This window comes from Bosea sp. ANAM02, from assembly GCF_011764485.1.
Lineage (GTDB): Bacteria > Pseudomonadota > Alphaproteobacteria > Rhizobiales > Beijerinckiaceae > Allobosea.
In genome coordinates this window covers 3,991,110-4,009,631 of the sequence record NZ_AP022848.1, presented here as the reverse complement: position 1 = coordinate 4,009,631, position 18,522 = coordinate 3,991,110, and the positions used below count along the sequence as shown (strand labels likewise).

General features: G+C 67.7%; 18 protein-coding genes. 11 read left to right on the top strand and 7 right to left on the bottom strand.

The features are described from left to right. The first annotated feature begins 9 nt into the window (after positions 1-9). The 4 genes from OCUBac02_RS19155 (at position 10) to OCUBac02_RS19140 (ending at position 3,630) form a co-directional block, all read left to right on the top strand. Positions 10-525 carry a mismatch-specific DNA-glycosylase gene (locus tag OCUBac02_RS19155; protein ID WP_173047867.1) on the top strand — a complete coding sequence of 172 codons (516 nt, stop codon included), beginning with the start codon at positions 10-12 and terminating at the stop codon, positions 523-525. Further along, positions 522-1,295, top strand: a complete 774-nt coding sequence (locus OCUBac02_RS19150; protein WP_173047865.1) for an ABC transporter permease — start codon at positions 522-524, stop codon at positions 1,293-1,295. Before OCUBac02_RS19155 ends, OCUBac02_RS19150 begins: the two co-directional genes overlap by 4 nt. Continuing rightward, positions 1,292-2,071 carry an ABC transporter ATP-binding protein gene (locus tag OCUBac02_RS19145; RefSeq protein WP_173047863.1) on the top strand — a complete coding sequence of 260 codons (780 nt, stop codon included), beginning with the start codon at positions 1,292-1,294 and terminating at the stop codon, positions 2,069-2,071. Before OCUBac02_RS19150 ends, OCUBac02_RS19145 begins: the two co-directional genes overlap by 4 nt. 341 nt (positions 2,072-2,412) lie before the next feature. Continuing rightward, positions 2,413-3,630: a class I SAM-dependent methyltransferase gene (locus tag OCUBac02_RS19140; protein ID WP_280528828.1), complete on the top strand. Its 1,218-nt coding sequence runs from the start codon at positions 2,413-2,415 to the stop codon at positions 3,628-3,630. Positions 3,631-3,808: 178 nt separating this feature from the next. Here the strand turns inward: OCUBac02_RS19140 and OCUBac02_RS19135 are convergent, their stop codons facing one another. After that, the gene (locus OCUBac02_RS19135; RefSeq protein WP_173047860.1) at positions 3,809-4,948 is read right to left on the bottom strand and encodes a citrate synthase family protein; all 1,140 of its coding nucleotides are present in this window, start codon (positions 4,946-4,948) and stop codon (positions 3,809-3,811) included. A gap of 88 nt (positions 4,949-5,036) precedes the next feature. Here OCUBac02_RS19135 and OCUBac02_RS19130 point away from each other — a divergent pair, with 88 nt between their 5' ends. Continuing rightward, positions 5,037-6,116 carry a citrate synthase/methylcitrate synthase gene (locus OCUBac02_RS19130; RefSeq protein WP_173047859.1) on the top strand — a complete coding sequence of 360 codons (1,080 nt, stop codon included), beginning with the start codon at positions 5,037-5,039 and terminating at the stop codon, positions 6,114-6,116. Positions 6,117-6,228: 112 nt separating this feature from the next. Here OCUBac02_RS19130 and OCUBac02_RS19125 read toward each other — a convergent pair whose 3' ends face one another. The 5 genes from OCUBac02_RS19125 to hutI all read right to left on the bottom strand — a co-directional run bounded on the left by OCUBac02_RS19125 (position 6,229) and on the right by hutI (position 12,318). Further along, on the bottom strand, positions 6,229-6,789 hold the full coding sequence (locus tag OCUBac02_RS19125) for a HutD/Ves family protein (RefSeq protein WP_173047858.1): 561 nt from the start codon (positions 6,787-6,789) through the stop codon (positions 6,229-6,231). Positions 6,790-6,977: 188 nt separating this feature from the next. Beyond that, positions 6,978-8,645 carry a urocanate hydratase gene (gene hutU, locus OCUBac02_RS19120; protein WP_173047857.1) on the bottom strand — a complete coding sequence of 556 codons (1,668 nt, stop codon included), beginning with the start codon at positions 8,643-8,645 and terminating at the stop codon, positions 6,978-6,980. Further along, positions 8,642-9,448 (bottom strand): N-formylglutamate deformylase, encoded by an 807-nt coding sequence (gene hutG, locus OCUBac02_RS19115; protein WP_173047856.1) that lies wholly within the window; start codon positions 9,446-9,448, stop codon positions 8,642-8,644. Before hutG ends, hutU begins: the two co-directional genes overlap by 4 nt. 174 nt (positions 9,449-9,622) lie before the next feature. Then, on the bottom strand, positions 9,623-11,155 hold the full coding sequence (hutH, locus tag OCUBac02_RS19110) for a histidine ammonia-lyase (RefSeq protein WP_173047855.1): 1,533 nt from the start codon (positions 11,153-11,155) through the stop codon (positions 9,623-9,625). Then, positions 11,152-12,318, bottom strand: coding sequence for an imidazolonepropionase (gene hutI / locus OCUBac02_RS19105; protein WP_244639228.1), 1,167 nt, complete (start codon positions 12,316-12,318; stop codon positions 11,152-11,154). Before hutI ends, hutH begins: the two co-directional genes overlap by 4 nt. 179 nt (positions 12,319-12,497) lie before the next feature. On the opposite strand from hutI, the gene OCUBac02_RS19100 reads away from it, so the two are divergent. Further along, positions 12,498-13,865 (top strand): formimidoylglutamate deiminase, encoded by a 1,368-nt coding sequence (locus OCUBac02_RS19100; protein WP_244638993.1) that lies wholly within the window; start codon positions 12,498-12,500, stop codon positions 13,863-13,865. A gap of 12 nt (positions 13,866-13,877) precedes the next feature. Next, on the top strand, positions 13,878-14,627 hold the full coding sequence (locus OCUBac02_RS19095) for a UTRA domain-containing protein (RefSeq protein ID WP_173047853.1): 750 nt from the start codon (positions 13,878-13,880) through the stop codon (positions 14,625-14,627). A gap of 86 nt (positions 14,628-14,713) precedes the next feature. Here the strand turns inward: OCUBac02_RS19095 and OCUBac02_RS19090 are convergent, their stop codons facing one another. Then, a complete protein-coding gene (locus OCUBac02_RS19090; RefSeq protein WP_465247731.1) occupies positions 14,714-14,980 on the bottom strand; it encodes a glycine zipper domain-containing protein in 267 nt (88 codons plus the stop codon). A gap of 246 nt (positions 14,981-15,226) precedes the next feature. Here OCUBac02_RS19090 and OCUBac02_RS19085 point away from each other — a divergent pair, with 246 nt between their 5' ends. The 4 genes from OCUBac02_RS19085 (at position 15,227) to OCUBac02_RS19070 (ending at position 18,514) form a co-directional block, all read left to right on the top strand. Next, positions 15,227-15,610, top strand: coding sequence for a PRC-barrel domain-containing protein (locus OCUBac02_RS19085; RefSeq protein ID WP_156134454.1), 384 nt, complete (start codon positions 15,227-15,229; stop codon positions 15,608-15,610). A 326-nt stretch (positions 15,611-15,936) separates the two neighbouring features. After that, positions 15,937-16,824, top strand: a complete 888-nt coding sequence (locus OCUBac02_RS19080; RefSeq protein ID WP_173047851.1) for a transglutaminase-like domain-containing protein — start codon at positions 15,937-15,939, stop codon at positions 16,822-16,824. Between the two features lie 45 nt (positions 16,825-16,869). Then, positions 16,870-17,769 carry a diacylglycerol/lipid kinase family protein gene (locus OCUBac02_RS19075; RefSeq protein ID WP_173047849.1) on the top strand — a complete coding sequence of 300 codons (900 nt, stop codon included), beginning with the start codon at positions 16,870-16,872 and terminating at the stop codon, positions 17,767-17,769. 94 nt (positions 17,770-17,863) lie between these two features. Beyond that, positions 17,864-18,514 (top strand): phosphatase PAP2 family protein, encoded by a 651-nt coding sequence (locus OCUBac02_RS19070; RefSeq protein ID WP_052231948.1) that lies wholly within the window; start codon positions 17,864-17,866, stop codon positions 18,512-18,514. The last annotated feature ends 8 nt before the right edge of the window (positions 18,515-18,522 follow it).

Here is an 18,522-nt window from a genome sequence, read left to right as displayed (position 1 = left end):
AGCCGCCGCGTGATCTGCGACATCCTCCCGGATGTCCTGGAGCCCGGCCTGCGCGTTGTCTTCTGCGGCACGCAGGCCGGCGCCGTCTCGGCCAGGCGCGGCGCCTACTATGCCGGGCCGGGCAACAAGTTCTGGCCGGTGCTTCATGAAGTCGGGCTCGTCCCCGTGAGGCTCTGGCCGGAGGAGTTCCGGACCCTGCTGCGCTATCGTATCGGCCTGACCGATGTCGCCAAGCGCACATCGGGCCCGGATTCCGCACTGCGCGGCGGCCATTTCGACGTGGCCGGCTTCACGGCGCGGATCGCGGCGAACCGGCCCCGAATCCTCGCTTTCAACGGCAAGCGTGCGGCGCAAGCCGCCCTCGGGATCGGCGAGGGGCGGCTTGCCTACGGGCCGCAGGCGCATGGACTGGCCGATGCCGAGATCTACGTCCTCCCCTCGACCTCCGGCGCCGCAGCCGGCTTCTGGTCGATCGAACCCTGGAAGCAACTGGCCATGGCCGTGACCGGAACGACAACGCGATGAGACCTTTGCAACCCGTCTCGGCCTCGGCCCGTATCGGCTATGGCCTGGCCTTCTTCGCGCTTTTCGTCGCGCTCTGGTCGGTCGCGACCTTCGGCGGCTATGTCCAGCGCCTCTTCCTGGCCGATCCGTTGACCATGGTCGGCGAGGGGTACAGCCTGATGGTCCGGTACGGCTTCGGCTTCGACATCATGATGACGATCTGGCGCGTCGTCGGCGGCTTCATCCTCGCCGTCATCGTCGCCCTGCCGCTCGGCATCCTGATGGGCGCCTACAAGCCGATCGAGGCCTTCCTGGAGCCCTTCGTCTCCTTCGCTCGCTATCTGCCGGCTTCGGCCTTCATCCCGCTGCTGATCCTCTGGGCCGGCATTGGCGAGACGCAGAAGCTGCTCGTGATCTTCATCGGCTCGGTCTTCCAGCTCATCCTGATGATCGCGGTCTCGGTCGGCTCGATCCGGCGTGATCTCGTCGACGCCGCCTATACGCTCGGTGCGACCGACAGCTCCGTGGTCCGCCGCGTCATGCTGCCGAACGCGGCGCCCGAGATCGCCGAGATCTTCCGCCTCGTGCTCGGCTGGGCCTGGACCTATGTCATCGTCGCCGAGCTGATCGGCTCGTCCTCCGGCATCGGCCACATGATCACCGACAGCCAGGCGCTGCTGAACACCGGGCAGATCATCTTCGGCATCATCGTGATCGGCCTGATCGGGCTGGTCTCCGATTTCCTCTTCAAGGCGGTCAATCAGCGCCTGTTTCCGTGGGCGCGCGCATGAGCAAGCTTCTCGTCGAGAATGTCGGCAAGGTCTTTCCGGCGCAGCGCGGCGGCGAGCCGACGCGCGCCCTGATGCCGACCTCGCTCAATGTCGCCGACAACGACTTCATCACCATTCTCGGCCCCTCCGGCTGCGGCAAGTCGACCCTGCTGCGCATCATCGGCGGGCTGGAGACGGCGAGCGAAGGGCGTGTCCTGCTCGACGGCACGGCCGTTTCGGGGCCGGGCGCTGATCGTGGCTTCGTCTTCCAGAGCTACACGCTCTTCCCCTGGCTGACGGTGCAGCAGAACATCGCCTTCGGCCTGCGCGAGAAGGGTGTGTCCGAGGCCGAGCGCCTGAAGATCGCCCGCGACTGGGCGGTGCGCGTCGGTCTTGGCAGCTTCGTCGAGCATTTCCCGAAGCAGCTTTCCGGCGGTATGCAGCAGCGCACGGCGATCGCCCGCGCGCTCGCCAACGACCCCAAAATCCTCCTGCTCGACGAGCCGTTCGGCGCGCTGGACAACCAGACACGCGCCCTGATGCAGGAAATGCTGCTCGGCATCTGGGAGCGCGAGCAGAAGACCGTGCTTTTCGTGACCCACGATATCGAGGAGGCGATCTTCGTCGGCTCCCGCGTCGTGGTGATGAGCGCGCGTCCAGGCCGGATCAAGGCGGACATCCCGGTCGATCTCCCGCATCCGCGGCCCTACACCATCAAGACGACGCCGGAATTCGTCGCCCTGAAGGAGCGGCTGGTCGAGGAGATCCGCGCCGAGGTGATCGCCGCGGATCACTAGAAACCGCTTTAAGCGCCCTGAGCCCTCATCCTGAGGAGCCACGTCAGCGGCGTCGCGAAGGGTGTTTCAGGAGGCTCGAGAACCATCTGGAACATCCTTCGAGAGGCAAGCTTCGCTTGCTCCTCAGGATGAGGGCTGTGACTCCAGCGCAGTTTCGGGCTTTGCCGTTCTGCGCTCAGCCATGCTTTCGTAGCGAAATCGAACGACCTCGCCTGCGTTGTCATGTCGCAGGCGTGGGGCCGTGTTGCGCGTAAGGGCCGTTACGACGGCGCGCCGCGTTGCCATCTTGAGCGAAAGGGGCGCTGCCGAAGGTGGGGCCAATGCATTCGCTGATAGCCAGGATGTTGTCTCGGCTCGCGATCGAGCCACGTATCGATGTCGTATTCCCCGATGGCACATTGCAGTCCGTCGGGCAGGGTGCTGCACCGCGCTTGCGGATGCGCATCGTCGATTCCCCGACGGAACTGAAACTCGCGCTCAATCCCGAACTCGCCCTCGGCGAGGCCGTGATGGACGGGCGCGTTGTCGTCGAGCAGGGTTCGCTCTACGACCTGCTCGACGCGCTGGTGGCCGCCGTCCATCGCGCCCGCCCCAAGGGCTGGGGCAAGGTCCTGGAAGGCCTGCGCACCGCGGTGCGGCGCTTTCACCAGCATAACACGCCGGCGCTCGCCCGGCGCAATGTCGCGCATCACTACGATCTCAAGAGCGATTTCTTCCGGCTCTTCCTCGATCCGGACATGCAGTATTCCTGCGCCTATTTCGCCGAACCCGGCATGAGCCTGGCGCAGGCGCAGCTCGCCAAGAAGCGCCACATCATGGGCAAGCTCGATCTCCGGCCGGGCCAGCGCGTGCTCGATATCGGCTGTGGCTGGGGCGGCATGGCGCTCTCGATCGCCGGCGAGACCGGCGCCTCGGTCACGGGCATTACGCTCTCCGAGGAGCAGCTCGCCATTGCGCAGCAGCGCGGCGCCGACTCCGGCCTGCCGGTCGAGTTTCGCCTGCAGGACTACCGCCACCTGAACGAGCCCTTCGACCGCATCGTCTCGGTCGGCATGTTCGAGCATGTCGGCGTCGGCTATTATCGCGACTATTTCCGCAAGATCCGGGAGTTGCTGAGCGATGACGGAGTGGCGCTGGTCCACACCATCGGCCGTTCGACGCCGCCGGGCGCGACCAACCCTTTCATCGCCAAGTATATCTTCCCCGGCGGCTACATCCCGGCGATGTCGGAGGTGGCGGCGGCGGTCGAGCAGGAGGGGCTGGTCATCACCGATGTCGAGGTGCTGCGCCTGCATTATGCCGAGACGTTGAAGGTCTGGCGCGAGAACTTCCTCGCCCGCCGCGACGAGGCGGTCGCGATGTATGACGAGCGCTTCGCCCGGATGTGGGAGTTCTATCTCGCGGCCTGCGAGGCCAGCTTCCGGCATGACGACCTCGTGGTCTTCCAGTTCCAGCTCGCCAAGAAGCTCGACGGCCTGCCGATCACGCGCGGCTATATCGCGGAGCGCGAGGGCGAGTTGGGGCGCGAGCACACGCTGGCAGAGCAAGAGGGAGCTTGAGCAATCTCACGCCGTCATTCCGGGGCTTCGCGCCAGCGAAGAGCCCGGAATCCAGAACCGCTGCCTGTTCCGAAAGAGCGGGGCCGGGCCATCGTTCGAACTCATGGCCGCATCGGTTCTGGATTCCGGGCTCAGGCCTGCGGCCTGCCCCGGAATGACGGCGTGGCTCTGGGTTGACTCAAGCCGGCTCCGGCCCGACATAGCGGGCGCGAGGCCGGATCAGGCGTCCGGTCTCGCCTTGCTCCAGAGCATGCGCGATCCAGCCGGCGCAGCGCGCGGCGGCGAACAATTGGAACGGCACATCCGGCCCGAGCCCGAGTTCGCTCGCGATCGCCGTCAGCACGAAATCGATATTCGGCTCCTCGCCGGTCAGCGCCGCGACGGCCCGGCGCGTCTCCTCATAGGCCGGCGGCAGAGTGAACGCCGTCAGCAGCGCGCGAGCCCGCGCATCGCCGTCCGGGTAGAGCGGATGACCGAAGCCGGGCAGGGGCATGCCGGTCGCAAGCCGCGCCGAGACCGCCATCTCCACACCCTCGCTCACGATCTCGCGCATCAATCCGAGCACGCGCGGCGTCATCCCGCCATGCAGCGGCCCCGACAGCGTCGCGAGCCCGGCCAGGATACTGGCGGCGAGGGAAGCGCGCGTCGAGGCCGCGACACGAACCGCGAAGGTCGAGGCGTTGAGCTCATGGTCGGCGAGCAGCACCAGCGCGCGGCGGATCAGGTCGACGCCGCGTTCGTCGCAGCCCCATGCCTGCGCCAAGCGGTGATGGATCGGCCCCTGGCCCGGTCGCCCGGCGATGGCGTCGACGAGCGAGTCGATGACGGAGGCCGCTTCCAGATAGAGCGCCTTCTTGGTGCGGCCGGCCATGGCAGGATCGCTGGCGGCGCGCGCAGCGATCACCGCGAACATGCGCTGCCGGGCCGGCGCCTCCGGCACGATCGTGAACAGCGGCGGGAAGCGCTGCGAGCCGCAATCCCACAGCAGCCGGGCAACGTCCTCCAGCTTTGCCGTCTCGGCCAGTTTCTCGGCATCCTGCCCGCGATACCAGAGCTTGCCGCGCTGGATCGTGGCTATCCCTGAAGCCAGGATCGGTTCGCCGAAGGCGATCGCATCCTCGGCGATGGCGGCGGGCTTCCGCCCCCGCGTCTTGCGATGCTCCAGCCGGGCAACATCCTCGGCCCGGTAGAGCCGCCGGCGCGAGTCGCCGGCGTCGCCGCGCGCCTCGATCAGCCCGCGGCTGACATAGGCGTAGAGCGTCTGCGGCTTCAGCCCGAGCCGCTGCATCACCTGTTGCGCCGTCAGCCAGTCGATCATGGAAAATACATTGATTATATTGTTCAAGATTGATTCTACCGGTGAAGCTATCAATCTTCAAGGCCTCAGATGTTGAGGAGAACCCGCCATGTCCGATGGCCTTGAAGATGTCGTTGCCGCCCATACCGTGCTCTCGGAAGTCGATGGAGCGGCGGGCCGGCTGGTGATGCGCGGCCATAGTCTCGATGAGCTCGCGGGCCATACCTCCTTCGAGGAGATGGCCGCGCTGATGCTCGATGGCTTCGTGCCGAACCTGCCCGCCATCAAGGATCTGCCGACAGCGCTGGGCGCGGCACGGCAGGAGCTGTTCGAGACGGTGGTGAAAAAAGCCGCCGTCCCGGTGACGCTCGGGCCGGTCGAGATGATCCGGGCGATGACCGCGCTGGTTCCCGATGGCGAGGATGCCGGCACGGTGCTGCGACTTCTGGCGGCGCCGGCCGTCTTCACCGCCGCATCGCTGCGTCTGCGCCAGGGCCTGGCGCCGATCGCGCCCGATCCGTCGCTGTCGCAGGCTGCCGATACGCTGCGCATGCTGACCGGCAGGGCACCGACCAGGCAGCAGGCCGCCGCGCTTGACACCTATCTCGTCACCGTCGCCGATCACGGCCTCAACGCCTCGACCTTCGCCTCCCGCGTCGTCGCTTCGACCCGCGCCGGGCTGGTCTCGGCCGTGCTGGCCGGCGTCAGTGCGCTGAAGGGGCCGCTCCATGGCGGCGCACCCGGCCCGGTGATCGAGATGCTCGATGCGATCGGCGCGCCCGGCAATGCCCGTGCCTGGCTGGAATCGGCGCTCGATCGCGGCGACCGGCTGATGGGCTTCGGCCACCGTATCTATCGTGTCCGCGATCCGCGCGCCGACGCTCTGAAGGGCGCGATCCGCCGGCTCGGAGCCGATAGCGGTCGGCTCGCATTGGCCGAGGCGGTCGAGCAGGCGGCGCTCGCCATCCTGCGCGAGCGCAAGCCCAACCGCACGCTGGAGACCAATGTCGAGTTCTACACCGCGCTGCTGCTGGAGGCGCTCGGCTTCACGCCGGACAGCTTCACCTGCGTCTTCGCGTTGGGGCGGACGACGGGCTGGCTCGCCCATGCCAGGGAACAGATCGCCGGCGGTCGCCTGATCCGCCCGCAATCGGTCTATGTCGGCCCGCAGCCGCGGCAGGCGGCTTGAGACGGCACAACAGGCGTCATGCTCGGGCTTGACCCGAGCATCTTGGAAACCAGTGCCTTCTGGTCATGAGGTTCTCGGGTCGGAGCTGCGCTCCGCCCGAGAATGACGCAGCTCAGACCGGTTGTAGCCGGATCGCGAACAGCTCGCCGCCATCCCCGGTGGCGAGTTTTGCTGTGATGGGAGCTTCGAGCACGGCGCTGTCCCCGGCGGCGAGCGTTGTGCCGTTCACCAGCCAATCGCCCCGGCGCGCGACCAGAACCAACAACCCGCGCTCGGCCGCAATCTCATGCGCTCCGCCAGTCAGACGCTCGACGCTGTGGCTCCACGCCCCACGCCGGCTCATCACGTTGAGATCGTCGATCGCCCCGTCGACCAGCACGCCATCTACAGCCCGGTCGGCGGCGAAGAAGAACGGCGCGGTCGTGCGGTCGAGCGAAACCGTCTCGCCATCGCCGAAGGCCAGTCGAATGCCGTTGCCGGTCAGCACCGACAGCGTCCGGTCGATGCCGGGGAAGGACGAGAACGGCCCGTCCGCGCCGACATGGGCCATCGAGATGCGCCAGTCGAACTGGCTCAGGGGGGCTCCCTCCGGAGAGACAGCGATCTCGGTCGTGGTGCCGCCGCCGTTCTTCCACGGCATGACCTTGCAATCGGCGGCGCGGATGATGCGCATGTGCTCTGTTTCTCCGCTCGGAACCACGACGTCATTCCGGGGCATGGCGAAGCCATGAGCCCGGAACCCAGAACCGATACCCTATCCGAATGAATCGGAGAGGTAGCAGAGCCAATGCGAAGATCGGCATTGGCTCTGGATTCCGGGCTCGGCGCTGACGCGCCGCCCCGGAATGACAAAGAGGTTCCTCAGCCCAGGATACCCGGCAGGTTGAGCTGCTTCTCGCGGGCGCAGTCCAGAGCGATCTCGTAGCCGGCATCGGCATGACGCATTACGCCCGTCGCCGGGTCATTCCAGAGCACGCGCGAGAGGCGGGCGGCCGCGTCGTCGGTGCCGTCGGCGCAGATCACGACGCCGGAATGCTGCGAGAAGCCCATGCCGACGCCGCCGCCATGGTGCAGCGAGACCCAGGTCGCGCCCGACGCCGTGTTGAGCAGGGCGTTGAGCAACGGCCAGTCGGAAACCGCGTCGGAGCCGTCCTTCATCGCTTCGGTCTCGCGGTTCGGCGAGGCGACCGAGCCGGAATCGAGATGGTCGCGGCCGATCACGACCGGCGCCTTGAGCTCGCCGTTCCGGACCATCTCGTTGAAGGCGAGGCCCAGCCGATGGCGGTCGCCGAGGCCGACCCAGCAGATGCGCGCCGGCACGCCCTGGAACGCGATGCGTTCGCGCGCCATGTCGAGCCAGTTATGCAGGTGCTTGTTGTCGGGCAGCAGCTCCTTAACCTTGGCGTCGGTCTTGTAGATATCCTCCGGATCGCCCGAGAGGGCAGCCCAGCGGAACGGGCCGATGCCGCGGCAGAACAGCGGGCGGATATAGGCCGGCACGAAGCCCGGGAAGGCGAAGGCGTTCTCGAGGCCCTCTTCCTTGGCGACTTGGCGGATGTTGTTGCCGTAGTCGAAGGTGGGGATGCCCATATCCTGGAAGGCGATCATCGCCTCGACATGCTCGCGCATCGAGGCGCGGGCCGCGGTCTCGACCGATTTCGGATTGGCCTCGCGCGCCTGCCTCCACTGGCCCATGGTCCAGCCCTTCGGCAGGTAGCCGTTGATCGGGTCATGCGCCGAGGTCTGGTCGGTGACCATGTCCGGGCGGATGCCGCGGCGGACCATCTCGGGCAGGATCTCGGCGCAGTTGCCGAGCAGGCCGACCGATTTCGCCTCGCCGTTCCTGGCCCAGCGGGCGATCATCTCCAGCGCTTCGTCGAGCGTCTCGGCCTTCTCGTCGAGATAGCGGGTGCGCAGGCGGAAATCGATCGAGTCCGGATTGCACTCGACGGCAAGGCAGGAGGCGCCGGCCATCACGGCGGCCAGAGGCTGCGCGCCACCCATGCCGCCGAGGCCGCCGGTCAGGACCCATTTGCCCTTGAGGTTGCCGCCATAATGCTGGCGCCCGGCCTCGACGAAGGTCTCGTAGGTGCCCTGAACGATGCCCTGCGTGCCGATATAGATCCAGGAGCCGGCCGTCATCTGGCCGTACATCGCGAGCCCCTTCCTGTCGAGCTCGTTGAAATGGTCCCAGTTCGCCCAATGCGGCACGAGGTTGGAGTTCGCGATCAGGACGCGCGGCGCATCCTTGTGGGTGCGGAACACGCCGACCGGCTTGCCGGACTGGACGAGCAGGGTTTCGTCGGCTTCGAGCTGGCGCAGCGTCGCGACGATGCGGTCGAAATCCTCCCAGGAACGGGCGGCGCGGCCGATGCCGCCATAGACCACGAGCTCCTGCGGGTTCTCGGCGACGTCCGGATGCAGGTTGTTCATCAGCATGCGCAGCGGCGCCTCGGTCAGCCAGCTCTTGGCTGTGAGCTCGGTGCCGGTGGCGGGGCGGATGACGCGGGTATTGTCCAGGCGGGTCATGAACGGCTCCGTTCGAAAGTCTCGGCCGCGTCGAGGGCGGCGGCGATGATGGCGGACAAGGCGGTTTGCAAGGCGGCGGCCTTCGGCGCGTCGAAGGTCCAGGGCGCGGTCTCCTCGGCGAGATAGGCCGAGAGCGCGATTTCCATCTGGAGCGCGTGCACGCCCTCGGAGGGGCGCCCGTAATGGCGCGTGATCCAGCCGCCCTTGAAGCGGCCATTGGCTATGCAGGTGAGAGGCTGTCCGGCCATCGCGGTGACGGCGGCGGCCTCGATGCTCCCGGCGCAGCTCTGGCCGGAATTCGTGCCGAGATTGAGCGTCGGCAGCGTGCCCTCGAACAGGCGCGGGATCACCGATTTGATCGAGTGGCAGTCCCAGAGCACGCAATAGCCGTGCTCGGCCTTGACCCGTGCGATCTCGTTGGCCAGCGCCGTGTGATAGGGCTGGAAATAGGCCGCCTTGCGCCGCTCGATCTCGTCCGCGTCCGGCGCGGCCTGCCAGATCGGCGCGCCGTCGAAGGTCGTTGTCGGCACGAGCTCGGTCGTCGCCTGGCCCGGATAGAGCGAGACGCCGGCCGGGTCGCGGTTGAGGTCGATGACGAAGCGCGAGAGCTGCGCCTCGACGATGCTCGGTGCGAACGGCGCGGCGAAGCCGTAGAGCCGGCGCATATGCCAGTCGGTGTCCTCGACCAGCTTTCCGCGCGCGTTGAGCTGCGCCGCGACCTCCGGCGGCAAGCCGGTGCCGGGATGCGGCATCGAGAGGATCAGCGGGGAGGCCCCCCGCGTGAGGGTGACGGTGTCGGTCATGCTGCCTTGTCCTGCGTTATGTCACGCTGGCGGTCTGCGGCGAAAGGTGCCTCCCTTCCCCCTTGTGGGGAAGGGTCGGGATGGGGGTGGTCCCGCTTGGCGATCGCTCACCCGGTCGTTCGACCCCCACCCCTGCCCCTCCCCACAGGGGGAGGGGTCGAGCGTCTGGCGAACTCACGCTGCGCAATCGGCGAAGCTGTCGAGGCCCGCCGCTTTGCCGACGGCGCCGGAGAGCACGAACTCGGTCGCGGCCGCGAGGTCGGGAGCGAGATAGCGATCCTCGGTCAGCGGCGCGATCTTGCTGCGCAGCAGGGCGAGCACCGGCTCAAGGCGCGCGCCGGTCTTGAGCGGGCGGTGATGCTCGATCGCTTCCGCCGCCGCCATCAGTTCGACGCCGATGACGCTTGCCGCGTTCTTCGCCATGTCGATCAGGCGGAAGGCGCCATGCGTCGCCATCGAGACATGGTCTTCCTGGTTGGCGGAGGTCGGGATGGTGTCGACCGAGGCCGGGTAGGCCTTCTGCTTGTTCTCGGAGGCGAGTGCTGCGGCGGTGACCTGCGCGATCATGAAGCCCGAATTCAGGCCGGCATCGCGGGCGAGGAAGGGCGGCAGGCCGCTCATGACGGGGTCGACCAGCAGCGCCATGCGGCGCTCGGAGAGGTTGCCGATCTCGCAGACGGCCATGGCCAGGATGTCGGCGGCGAAGGCGACCGGTTCGGCGTGGAAATTGCCGCCCGAAACGATCTCACCGGGGCCGAGCACCAGCGGGTTGTCGGTAACGGCGTTCGCCTCGATCGAGAGCGTCGCGGCGGCGTTGCCGATGAGATCGCGCACGGCGCCCATCACCTGCGGCTGGCAGCGCAGCGAATAGGGGTCCTGCACCTTCGTATCGCCATGGCGATGGCTCTCGCGGATGGCGCTGCCGGCGATCAGGTCGAGCAGGATCTTGGCGACTTTGATCTGGCCGGGCTGGCCGCGAAGGCTCTGGATGCGCGGATCGAACGGGGTGTCTGAGCCCTTGAGCGCATCGACCGAGAGCGCGCCGGCGACGAGCGCGGCGTCGAAGACGCGGGCGATGGCGGCGAGCCCGGTCATGGCGATGGTGGTCGAGACCTGCGTGCCGTTGATCAGCGCAAGTCCCTCCTTGGCGCCGAGCGCCAGCGTGGTGAGGCCGGCGCGCTTCAGCGCATCGGCCGCGGGCAGGGTCTCGCCTTTCAGGCGGATCTCGCCGAAGCCCATCAGGGCCGCGGTCATATGGGCCAAAGGAGCGAGGTCGCCGGAGGCGCCGACCGAGCCCTTGGCCGGGATCACCGGCAGGGCATCGGCCTTGAGCGCGTTGGTCAGCGCCTCGATCACGACGGGGCGCACGCCGGAGGCGCCGCGCGCCAGGCTCGCCGCCTTCATCGCGAGCAGCAGGCGGACGACGCCGTCGGGCAGGGCAGGGCCGGTCCCCACCGCATGCGAGACGATCAGGTTGCTTTGCAGCTTGGCGAGGTCGGCATCGGCGATGCGGACGCTGGCGAGCTTGCCGAAGCCGGTATTGACGCCATAGGTCACGGTGCCGGCGGCGACGATCTCCTCGACGATCTTCTGGCCGGAAGCGATATTCCCCGCGCTTTCGCCGCCGAGCGAGGCGACGGCGCCGTCGAGGATCGCGCGCCAGTCGGTGAGGCGGGCTGCGCCCGGGTTCAGCGAAACCGTGGTCATTGTCCGTTCCAGATGCGGGTATGAAGGGGGTTGAAACCGATGCGGTAGGCGAGTTCGGCCGGGCGCTCGATCTCCCAGATGGCGAGATCGCAACGCTTGCCGATTTCCAGCGTGCCGATCTCGTCCTGGAGGCCGAGCGCGGTCGCGGCATGGCGTGTGAGGCCGGCCAGCGCCTCTTCCGGCGTCATACGGAAGAGCGTGCAGGCCATGTTGAGCACGAGCAGAGGCGAGGTCAGCGGCGAGGAGCCGGGATTGGCGTCGGTCGCCAGTGCGATCGCCGCGCCATGCTTGCGCATCAGTTCGATCGGCGGCTTCTGCGTCTCGCGCAGGAAATAGAAGGCGCCCGGCAGCACGACCGCGACCGTGCCGGCCTTGGTCATGGCGATGACGCCGTCCTCGTCGAGATATTCGAGATGGTCGGCGGAAAGCGCGCCCATCTCGGCCGCGAGCTTCGCGCCATGCAGGTTGGAGAGCTGCTCGGCATGGAGCTTGATCGCCAGGCCCTTGGCCTTTGCCGCCTCGAATACGGTCTTCGTCTCGTCCGGCGAGAAGGCGATGCCCTCGCAGAAGACGTCGACGGCATCCGCCAGACCCTCGGCTGCGACGGCATCGAGCAGCGGCCCCGCGACGAGCGCGGTGTAGTCGCCCGAGCGGCCCTTGTATTCCGGCGGCACGGCATGGGCGCCGAGGAAGGTGGTGCGCACGGTCACCGGCCGCTCGCGGCCGATACGGCGCGCGACGCGCAGTTGCTTGAGCTCCGCCTGCTGCTCCAGCCCATAGCCGGACTTGATCTCGACGGTGGTGACGCCCTCGGCCATCAGCGCTGCAAGCCGGCGGTCGGCCGAGGCGAAGAGCGTGTCCTCGCTCGCCTCGCGCGTCGCCTTCACGGTGGAGAGAATGCCGCCGCCGGCCCGCGCGATCTCCTCATAGGTCGCGCCCTGGAGACGAAGCTCGAACTCATGCGCCCGGTCGCCGCCATAGACGAGATGGGTGTGGCAATCGATCAGGCCGGGCGTAATCCAGCGGCCCGCACAGTCGATGGTCTCGGCAGCCTGGAAGGCGGGCGCGTCGCGCCGGGGCCCGACGAAGATGATGCGTCCGTCGCAGGCGGCGATCACGCCGTCCTCGATCGCGCCATAGGGCGCATCGACCGCTGCCGACATCGTCGCCAGCCGCGCATGCGTCCAGAGCTTGTCGCAGACAATCGTCTCACCAGGCGCTTTCGCCACCGCGCGTCCTCCCGCTACTCTTCGAATTGGAGCCATGTTATCTAATTGCATATGCAAATAGCAAATGTTATTTGCATATGCAATTAGACGCCATTGAGCAACGGAGCGAAACGGTGACCGGGACCCTGCATCTGGCCGAAGCCCTTCTGCCCGAAGGTTTTGCCAGCGACGTGAAGCTGACCGTCACCGACGGCGCGATCGTCTCGGTCGAGGCAGGGGCGAGGCCGGCCGGAGATGGCCGAAGCTTCGCCGGCATCGCTCTTCCCGGCATGCCGAACCTGCACAGCCACGCCTTTCAACGCGGCATGGCGGGCCTCTCCGAGCGCCGCGGCGCGCCTGAGGACTCCTTCTGGACCTGGCGCGACGTGATGTACCGCTTCCTCGACCGGCTCGATCCCGACGACGTACAGGCGATCGCCGCGCAGGCCTTCGTCGAGATGCTGGAGGGCGGCTTCACCGCGCTCGCCGAGTTCCACTATCTCCATCACGACAAGGACGGCCGCGCCTACGCGAATATCGCCACAATGGGGCAGGCGATCGCGTCCGCCGCGCAGGAAACCGGCCTCGGCCTCACGCTGCTGCCGGTGCTCTATCGCTTCGGCAATTTCGGCCAGGCGCCCTCGGTCCATGGCCAGCGCCGCTTCGTCAACGAGCGCGACGCCTATCAGCGCCTGCTGGAGGGCAGCGCCGCCGCGATCCGCGACCTGCCCGACGCGCGGCTCGGCGTCGCCCCGCATTCGCTGCGCGCCGTCGCGCTCGACGATCTCGGCTGGGTCTCGTCGCTTCGTCCCAACGACCCCGTCCATATCCATGTCGCCGAGCAGGTGCCGGAGGTCGAGGCCAGCCTGAAGATCACCGGCAAGCGCCCGGTCGAACTGCTGATGGACACGATCCCGCTCGACCGGCGCTGGTGCCTGATCCATGCGACGCATCTGAGCGATGCAGAGCGTGACGGCATCGCCCTGAGCGGTGCGGTCGCCGGCCTCTGCCCGATCACCGAATCCAGCCTCGGCGACGGCATCTTCGACGGCATCCGCTACACGCAGGCCGGTGGCGCCTATGGCGTCGGCAGCGACTCCAACATTCAGATCGATGCAGGCTCGGAGCTGCGCCAGCTCGAATATTCGCAGCGCCTGCGCGACCGCCGCCGCGCGCTTTTCGCGCAGGAGAAGGCTTCGACCGGCCTTGCGCTCTGGCAGGCGGCCTGTGCCGGCGGCGCGCGCGCCTGCGGCCGCGCCATCGGCGCCATCGCGCCGGGCCAGCGTGCCGATTTCATCACGCTCGATACCGATCATCCGGCGCTTGTCGGCCGGTCCGGGGCCGAGGCGGTCGACAGCGCGATCTTCGCGGCCAACGCCATGCCTTTGCGCGATGTCGTCGTCGGTGGCAGGAGGGTGGTGGCCGAGGGGCGGCATCTCGCCCGCGATTCGGTGCGCGCGCGCTTCGCCCGCGTGATGCGGCGCCTGCTCGCAACGGACTGACCAGGGACGACGATGACGGAAACCCGGCTCGATGCGGTGAAGCTGGACGGCACCGGGCCGGTCTATGACCAGATCCGGCGGGCGATCCGCGATCTCGTCGTCAGCGGGGAATGGCCGCCGGGCACCAGCGTGCCGCCCGAGCATGCATTGATGGAGCAGCTCGGCGCCTCGCGCATGACCGTGCATCGCGCCCTCGTCCAGCTCGCCCGCGAGGGGCTGATCGTCCGCCGCCGCCGCTCGGGAACCGTCGTCGCGACGCCGCCGGCGAGCCACGCCATGCTGGACATCCTGTCGATCCCGGACGAGGTGCGCCAGCTCGGCCAGGCCTATGCCTATGAGGTGCTGGCACGCGCGGATGGCCGGCCTTCGCCGGAGGTGGCCGAGCTTTTCGGCCTGAAGCGCTCGGATAAGGTCGCGCATCTTCTCGTCCTGCACCGTGCTGACGGCAAGCCGCATGTGCTGGAGGAGCGCGTCATCCACGCCGCGGGTGTGACCGGGCTCGCGGAGGAGGATTTCGCCGCGACCCCGCCGGGCGACTGGCTCCTGCAGCACAGCCTCTGGTCGCAGGCCGAGCACGCGATCAGTGCGGTCGGGGCGGGCGAGGAGCAGGCCGCCCTGCTGGAAATCGCGGAGGGCGAGCCCTGCCTGCTGGTCGAGCGCCGGACCTGGAACCAGTTGCAGTCGGTGACGGCGGTGCGTCTGCTCTATCCCGGCTTCCGCCACCGCTTCGTCGGGCGCTTCGGGCCGTACGGGGCCGCCTGAGGGCGGGCTGTAGCGCCATTCATGCAAAAGAAAAGGCCCGCCGGTCGGGCGGGCCTTCGCTGGAATTCCGTTGGAACGATGCGGTCTCAGCAGTCGTAGACCACGCGGCGTCCCCATTCGTCGCGACCGTAGCAGCGTTGCGGTGTCGCCGCCCCGCCGATGATCGCGCCGCTGGCGCCGCCGATCGCCGCACCGGCCAGCGCTCCGCTGGCACGGCCGGTGGCGGCCCCGCCGATCACGGCACCGGCGCCCGCACCGATCAAGGCACCCGTGCCCGCGTTCTGTTCACGCGCCGTACAGGCGCCGAGAGCGGCGCCCAAAGCCGCGACGAGCATCAGCTTCTTGATGATCATGACCTCTCCTCCTCCGTGAGATGATGTGTCGTTCGATGCACCAAACCGCGCCGGGCGCCGAAAGGTTCCCGCCGGCTGACGAGGCAGGGCCGGTGCGGCGTCGCATGGCGAGGCAGCGGATACCCGCCCCGGCGCGTCGAAAATTCCTGACGTGCCGGAACCAATCGCCGCAGCATCGGTTTGAGAGACAGGTCCCGCCGGAGGACAGGCTCTCCGGCATCCCATCGCGAAACCAGGGGGAAGACGATGACCGATGTTCCCATGACCGCTGCCGCGACCGCCAATCCGCTGATCGCGGGTGCACGCGTCGCCGGCACCGATGTCTACAACACCGCCGGTGACCATCTCGGCGAGATCTACGACGTGATGCTCGACAAGCTGACCGGAAAGGTCGCCTACGCGATCATGTCCTTCGGCGGCTTTCTCGGTTTGGGCGAGAAATACCATCCCATCCCGTGGAGCGTGCTCGACTACGACACGCAGCGCGGCGGCTATGTCGTGCCCTTGAGCAAGGAGCAGCTGGAGGCCGCGCCGATGTATGACAGCGAAGGCGAGCCCGACTGGGAGGACAAGGCTTACGGCAAGCGTGTCCACGATTACTACGGCACGATGCCCTACTGGATGATGTAACCGCCGCTTTCGCGTGACGAAGGCGCAATAGAGCGACGATTTGAATCGGTCTCGCGTTTCAGCGAAGCGCGAGACCGGTCAGGGCGCAGGTCGCGGCGGTTGCTATCCCCCCAGCCGAACCGTCGTGGCGGCGGGATGCGGGCCGAAAGGCCCGCATCTTCTTTTTCGACCTCCGCGAAGCCAACGATTCCCGGGTTTGTTTTTCGTCCATCCGAGGGAACTGCAATGTGCCTTCGCGCGTCTATCCGCGGGGGATGACGATAATCCGATGATCCGCCGCAGCCTTCGCGCGAGGCGGTCCGGCCCTCACATCAGGAGAAGGCGCGATGCGCATCCGCTACGGCTATCGGATCGAGCTGGTCTGTGCCCATGACATGCCTTTGATCACATTGCTCGACGTGCACCCGTCGCGTCGGCACGACCTGACGACGCCGGACGAGATGACCGTGACCGCGCTCGCCGACCCAGGCCTGCCGATCACGGTGACGCAGGATCTCGACGCCTTCGGCAATATCCGCCGCCGCATGGTCGCGCCGCCAGGTGGCATTCGTCTGGAATCCGAGGGGATCGTCCATGATTCCGGCGAGCCCGACATCGTCAATCGGTCCGCTCGCGAGGTCTCGCCGTCGCGCCTGCCCGACGCGGCTCTCGTCTATCTGCTCGGCAGCCGCTATTGCGAGACCGACAAGCTCTACGATCAGGCCTGGAGTCTGTTCGGGCAGGTCCAGCCGGGCTGGTCGCGCGTGCAGGCGATCGTCGACTTCGTCCACAACCACCTGACCTTCGGCTATCATTTCGCCCGCAATACCCGCACGGCTGCCGAGGCCTTCGAGGAGCGTATCGGCGTCTGCCGCGACTTCGCGCACCTGGCGGTGACGCTCTGCCGCTGCATGAATATCCCGGCGCGCTACTGCAACGGCTATCTCGGCGACATCGGTGTGCCCGCCAACCCAGCGCCGATGGATTTCAACGCCTGGTTCGAGGTCTTCCTCGGCGGGCGCTGGTACACCTTCGACGCCCGCCATAACGAACCGCGCATCGGCCGCGTCGTGATCGCGCGTGGCCGCGACGCGACCGACGTGGCCATGATCAGCTCCTTCGGCGCCCATACGCTGCAGCGCTTCGAAGTCATCACGGAGGAGGTCGAGGATGTTCCGATGCCGCTGATGCCGCCGATGCCGGAGCAGTTCGACGCGCGCCCGGCCGCCGCGTAAGCGCGCCTTGCGCATGGCCTCGCAGCACCCATCTACGCCAGCACCATGCGCTACACGATCGTCGCCAATGCCCGTGCCGGAACAGTTCTCGAAGCCGGCGCCGGCGCCTTTGCGGCGCGGCTGGAGGCCGCCTTCGCGGCCCATGGCTGCGGTGCGGACATTCATCTCGTGCCGCCGCGCGAGATCGACGATGCGCTGTCGCTCGCGATCGAGGATCGTCATGCGATGCCGGTCCTGGCCGGCGGCGACGGCACCATCAACGGAGCCCTGCCGGTCCTGATCCAGGCCGATCGCCCGATCGGCATCCTGCCGATGGGGACGGTCAACGTTCTCGGCCGCGACCTTGGTCTGTTCGGCACGCTGGAGCAGCAGGTCGCGGCGCTCTGCGGTGGCGAGCCGGTCGAGATGGATGTCGGCCGTGTCAACGACCGGCTTTTCCACTCGCTTTCCGGCATGGGCTTCTTCAGCCTGATGGCGCGCGAGCGCGAATATGCCCGCCGCCGCTTCCCCTTCAGCCGCGCTGCTGCCTTCGGCGTTGCGGCGACGCGCTCGATCCTGTTCACCCGGCCGGTCACGCTCGACATCACCGTCGGCGGCGAGCATCGCATCGTCGAGGCCGATGCCGTGCTCGTCACCGTCAACCGTTTCGAAGGGACGGACTGGCGCCGCCCGCGGCTCGACGACGGAATCTTCGAGGTTCATGTGCTCAATGCCGGCGGCCTCTATTCGCGCGGCAAGGCGGCGCTATCCGTCGTGTCCGGCCGTTGGCGCGACTCGCACAACCTGACCTCCTTCACCGGCGATGCGGTGACGCTGACCCGGCGCGACACGCGGCGCGGCCACATCACCTTCGACGGGGAAGTCGAGCGCAAGGCCGGGCCGTTGAGCTACGGCCTGTTGCCCAGGGCGTTGCAAGTGATCGCGGCGCGTCCCGCCAGCCATTGAAAGAGTGTCGGATCTGGGGCGGCAGAAAGCCGCCTGTTCGATACCGCAACCTGTCGCGTATTCTTCCGTCCGATCTCTCCCGGAGCCGCCTTTCTTGCCCCAGCCTCGCATCCTGGTGCCCGCGACCGCCGCCCTCGTCTTTCTCGGGCTCGCGCTGCTGATCGTTTCCGGGCGCAGCTTCTCACTCGATACCACGCTGATCATGCTGTTTCGCGATCCGGCCAATCCGGCGGTGCCGCTCGGACCGGCCTGGTTTCAGGAGGCCGTGCGCGACATGACCGCGCTTGGCAGCTTCATCGGCCTGTTCTTCATGGCGCTGACGGCGACGCTGGCGCTCTGGCTCTGCGGCTATCGCCATCTCGCGATCGGGCTCGTCGTCAGCCTCGCCGCCGCCTTCCTGGCAAGCACCGGCCTGAAGATCGCGATCGCCCGCGAACGGCCCGACATCGTCGAACATGCCGCCCTGACCTTCACGGCGAGCTTCCCGAGTGGCCACGCCTTCCTCTCGGCCGTGACGCTGCTGACCATTGCCGGCTTCGTCGGCCTCGCCTCGCGGCGGGCGGACATCGCCCGCTTCTGCATGATCATGGCTGTGGTCATGATCGGCCTGATTGGGCTCAGCCGCATCTATCTCGGCGTGCATTGGCCGTCCGACGTCCTCGGCGGCTGGGCTCTCGGGGTCGTCTGGTCGAGCGTCGTGATCGCCTGGCTCGGCCGCAGGATGGCCGCCTCCGATCCGGCCTGATCCGAGGG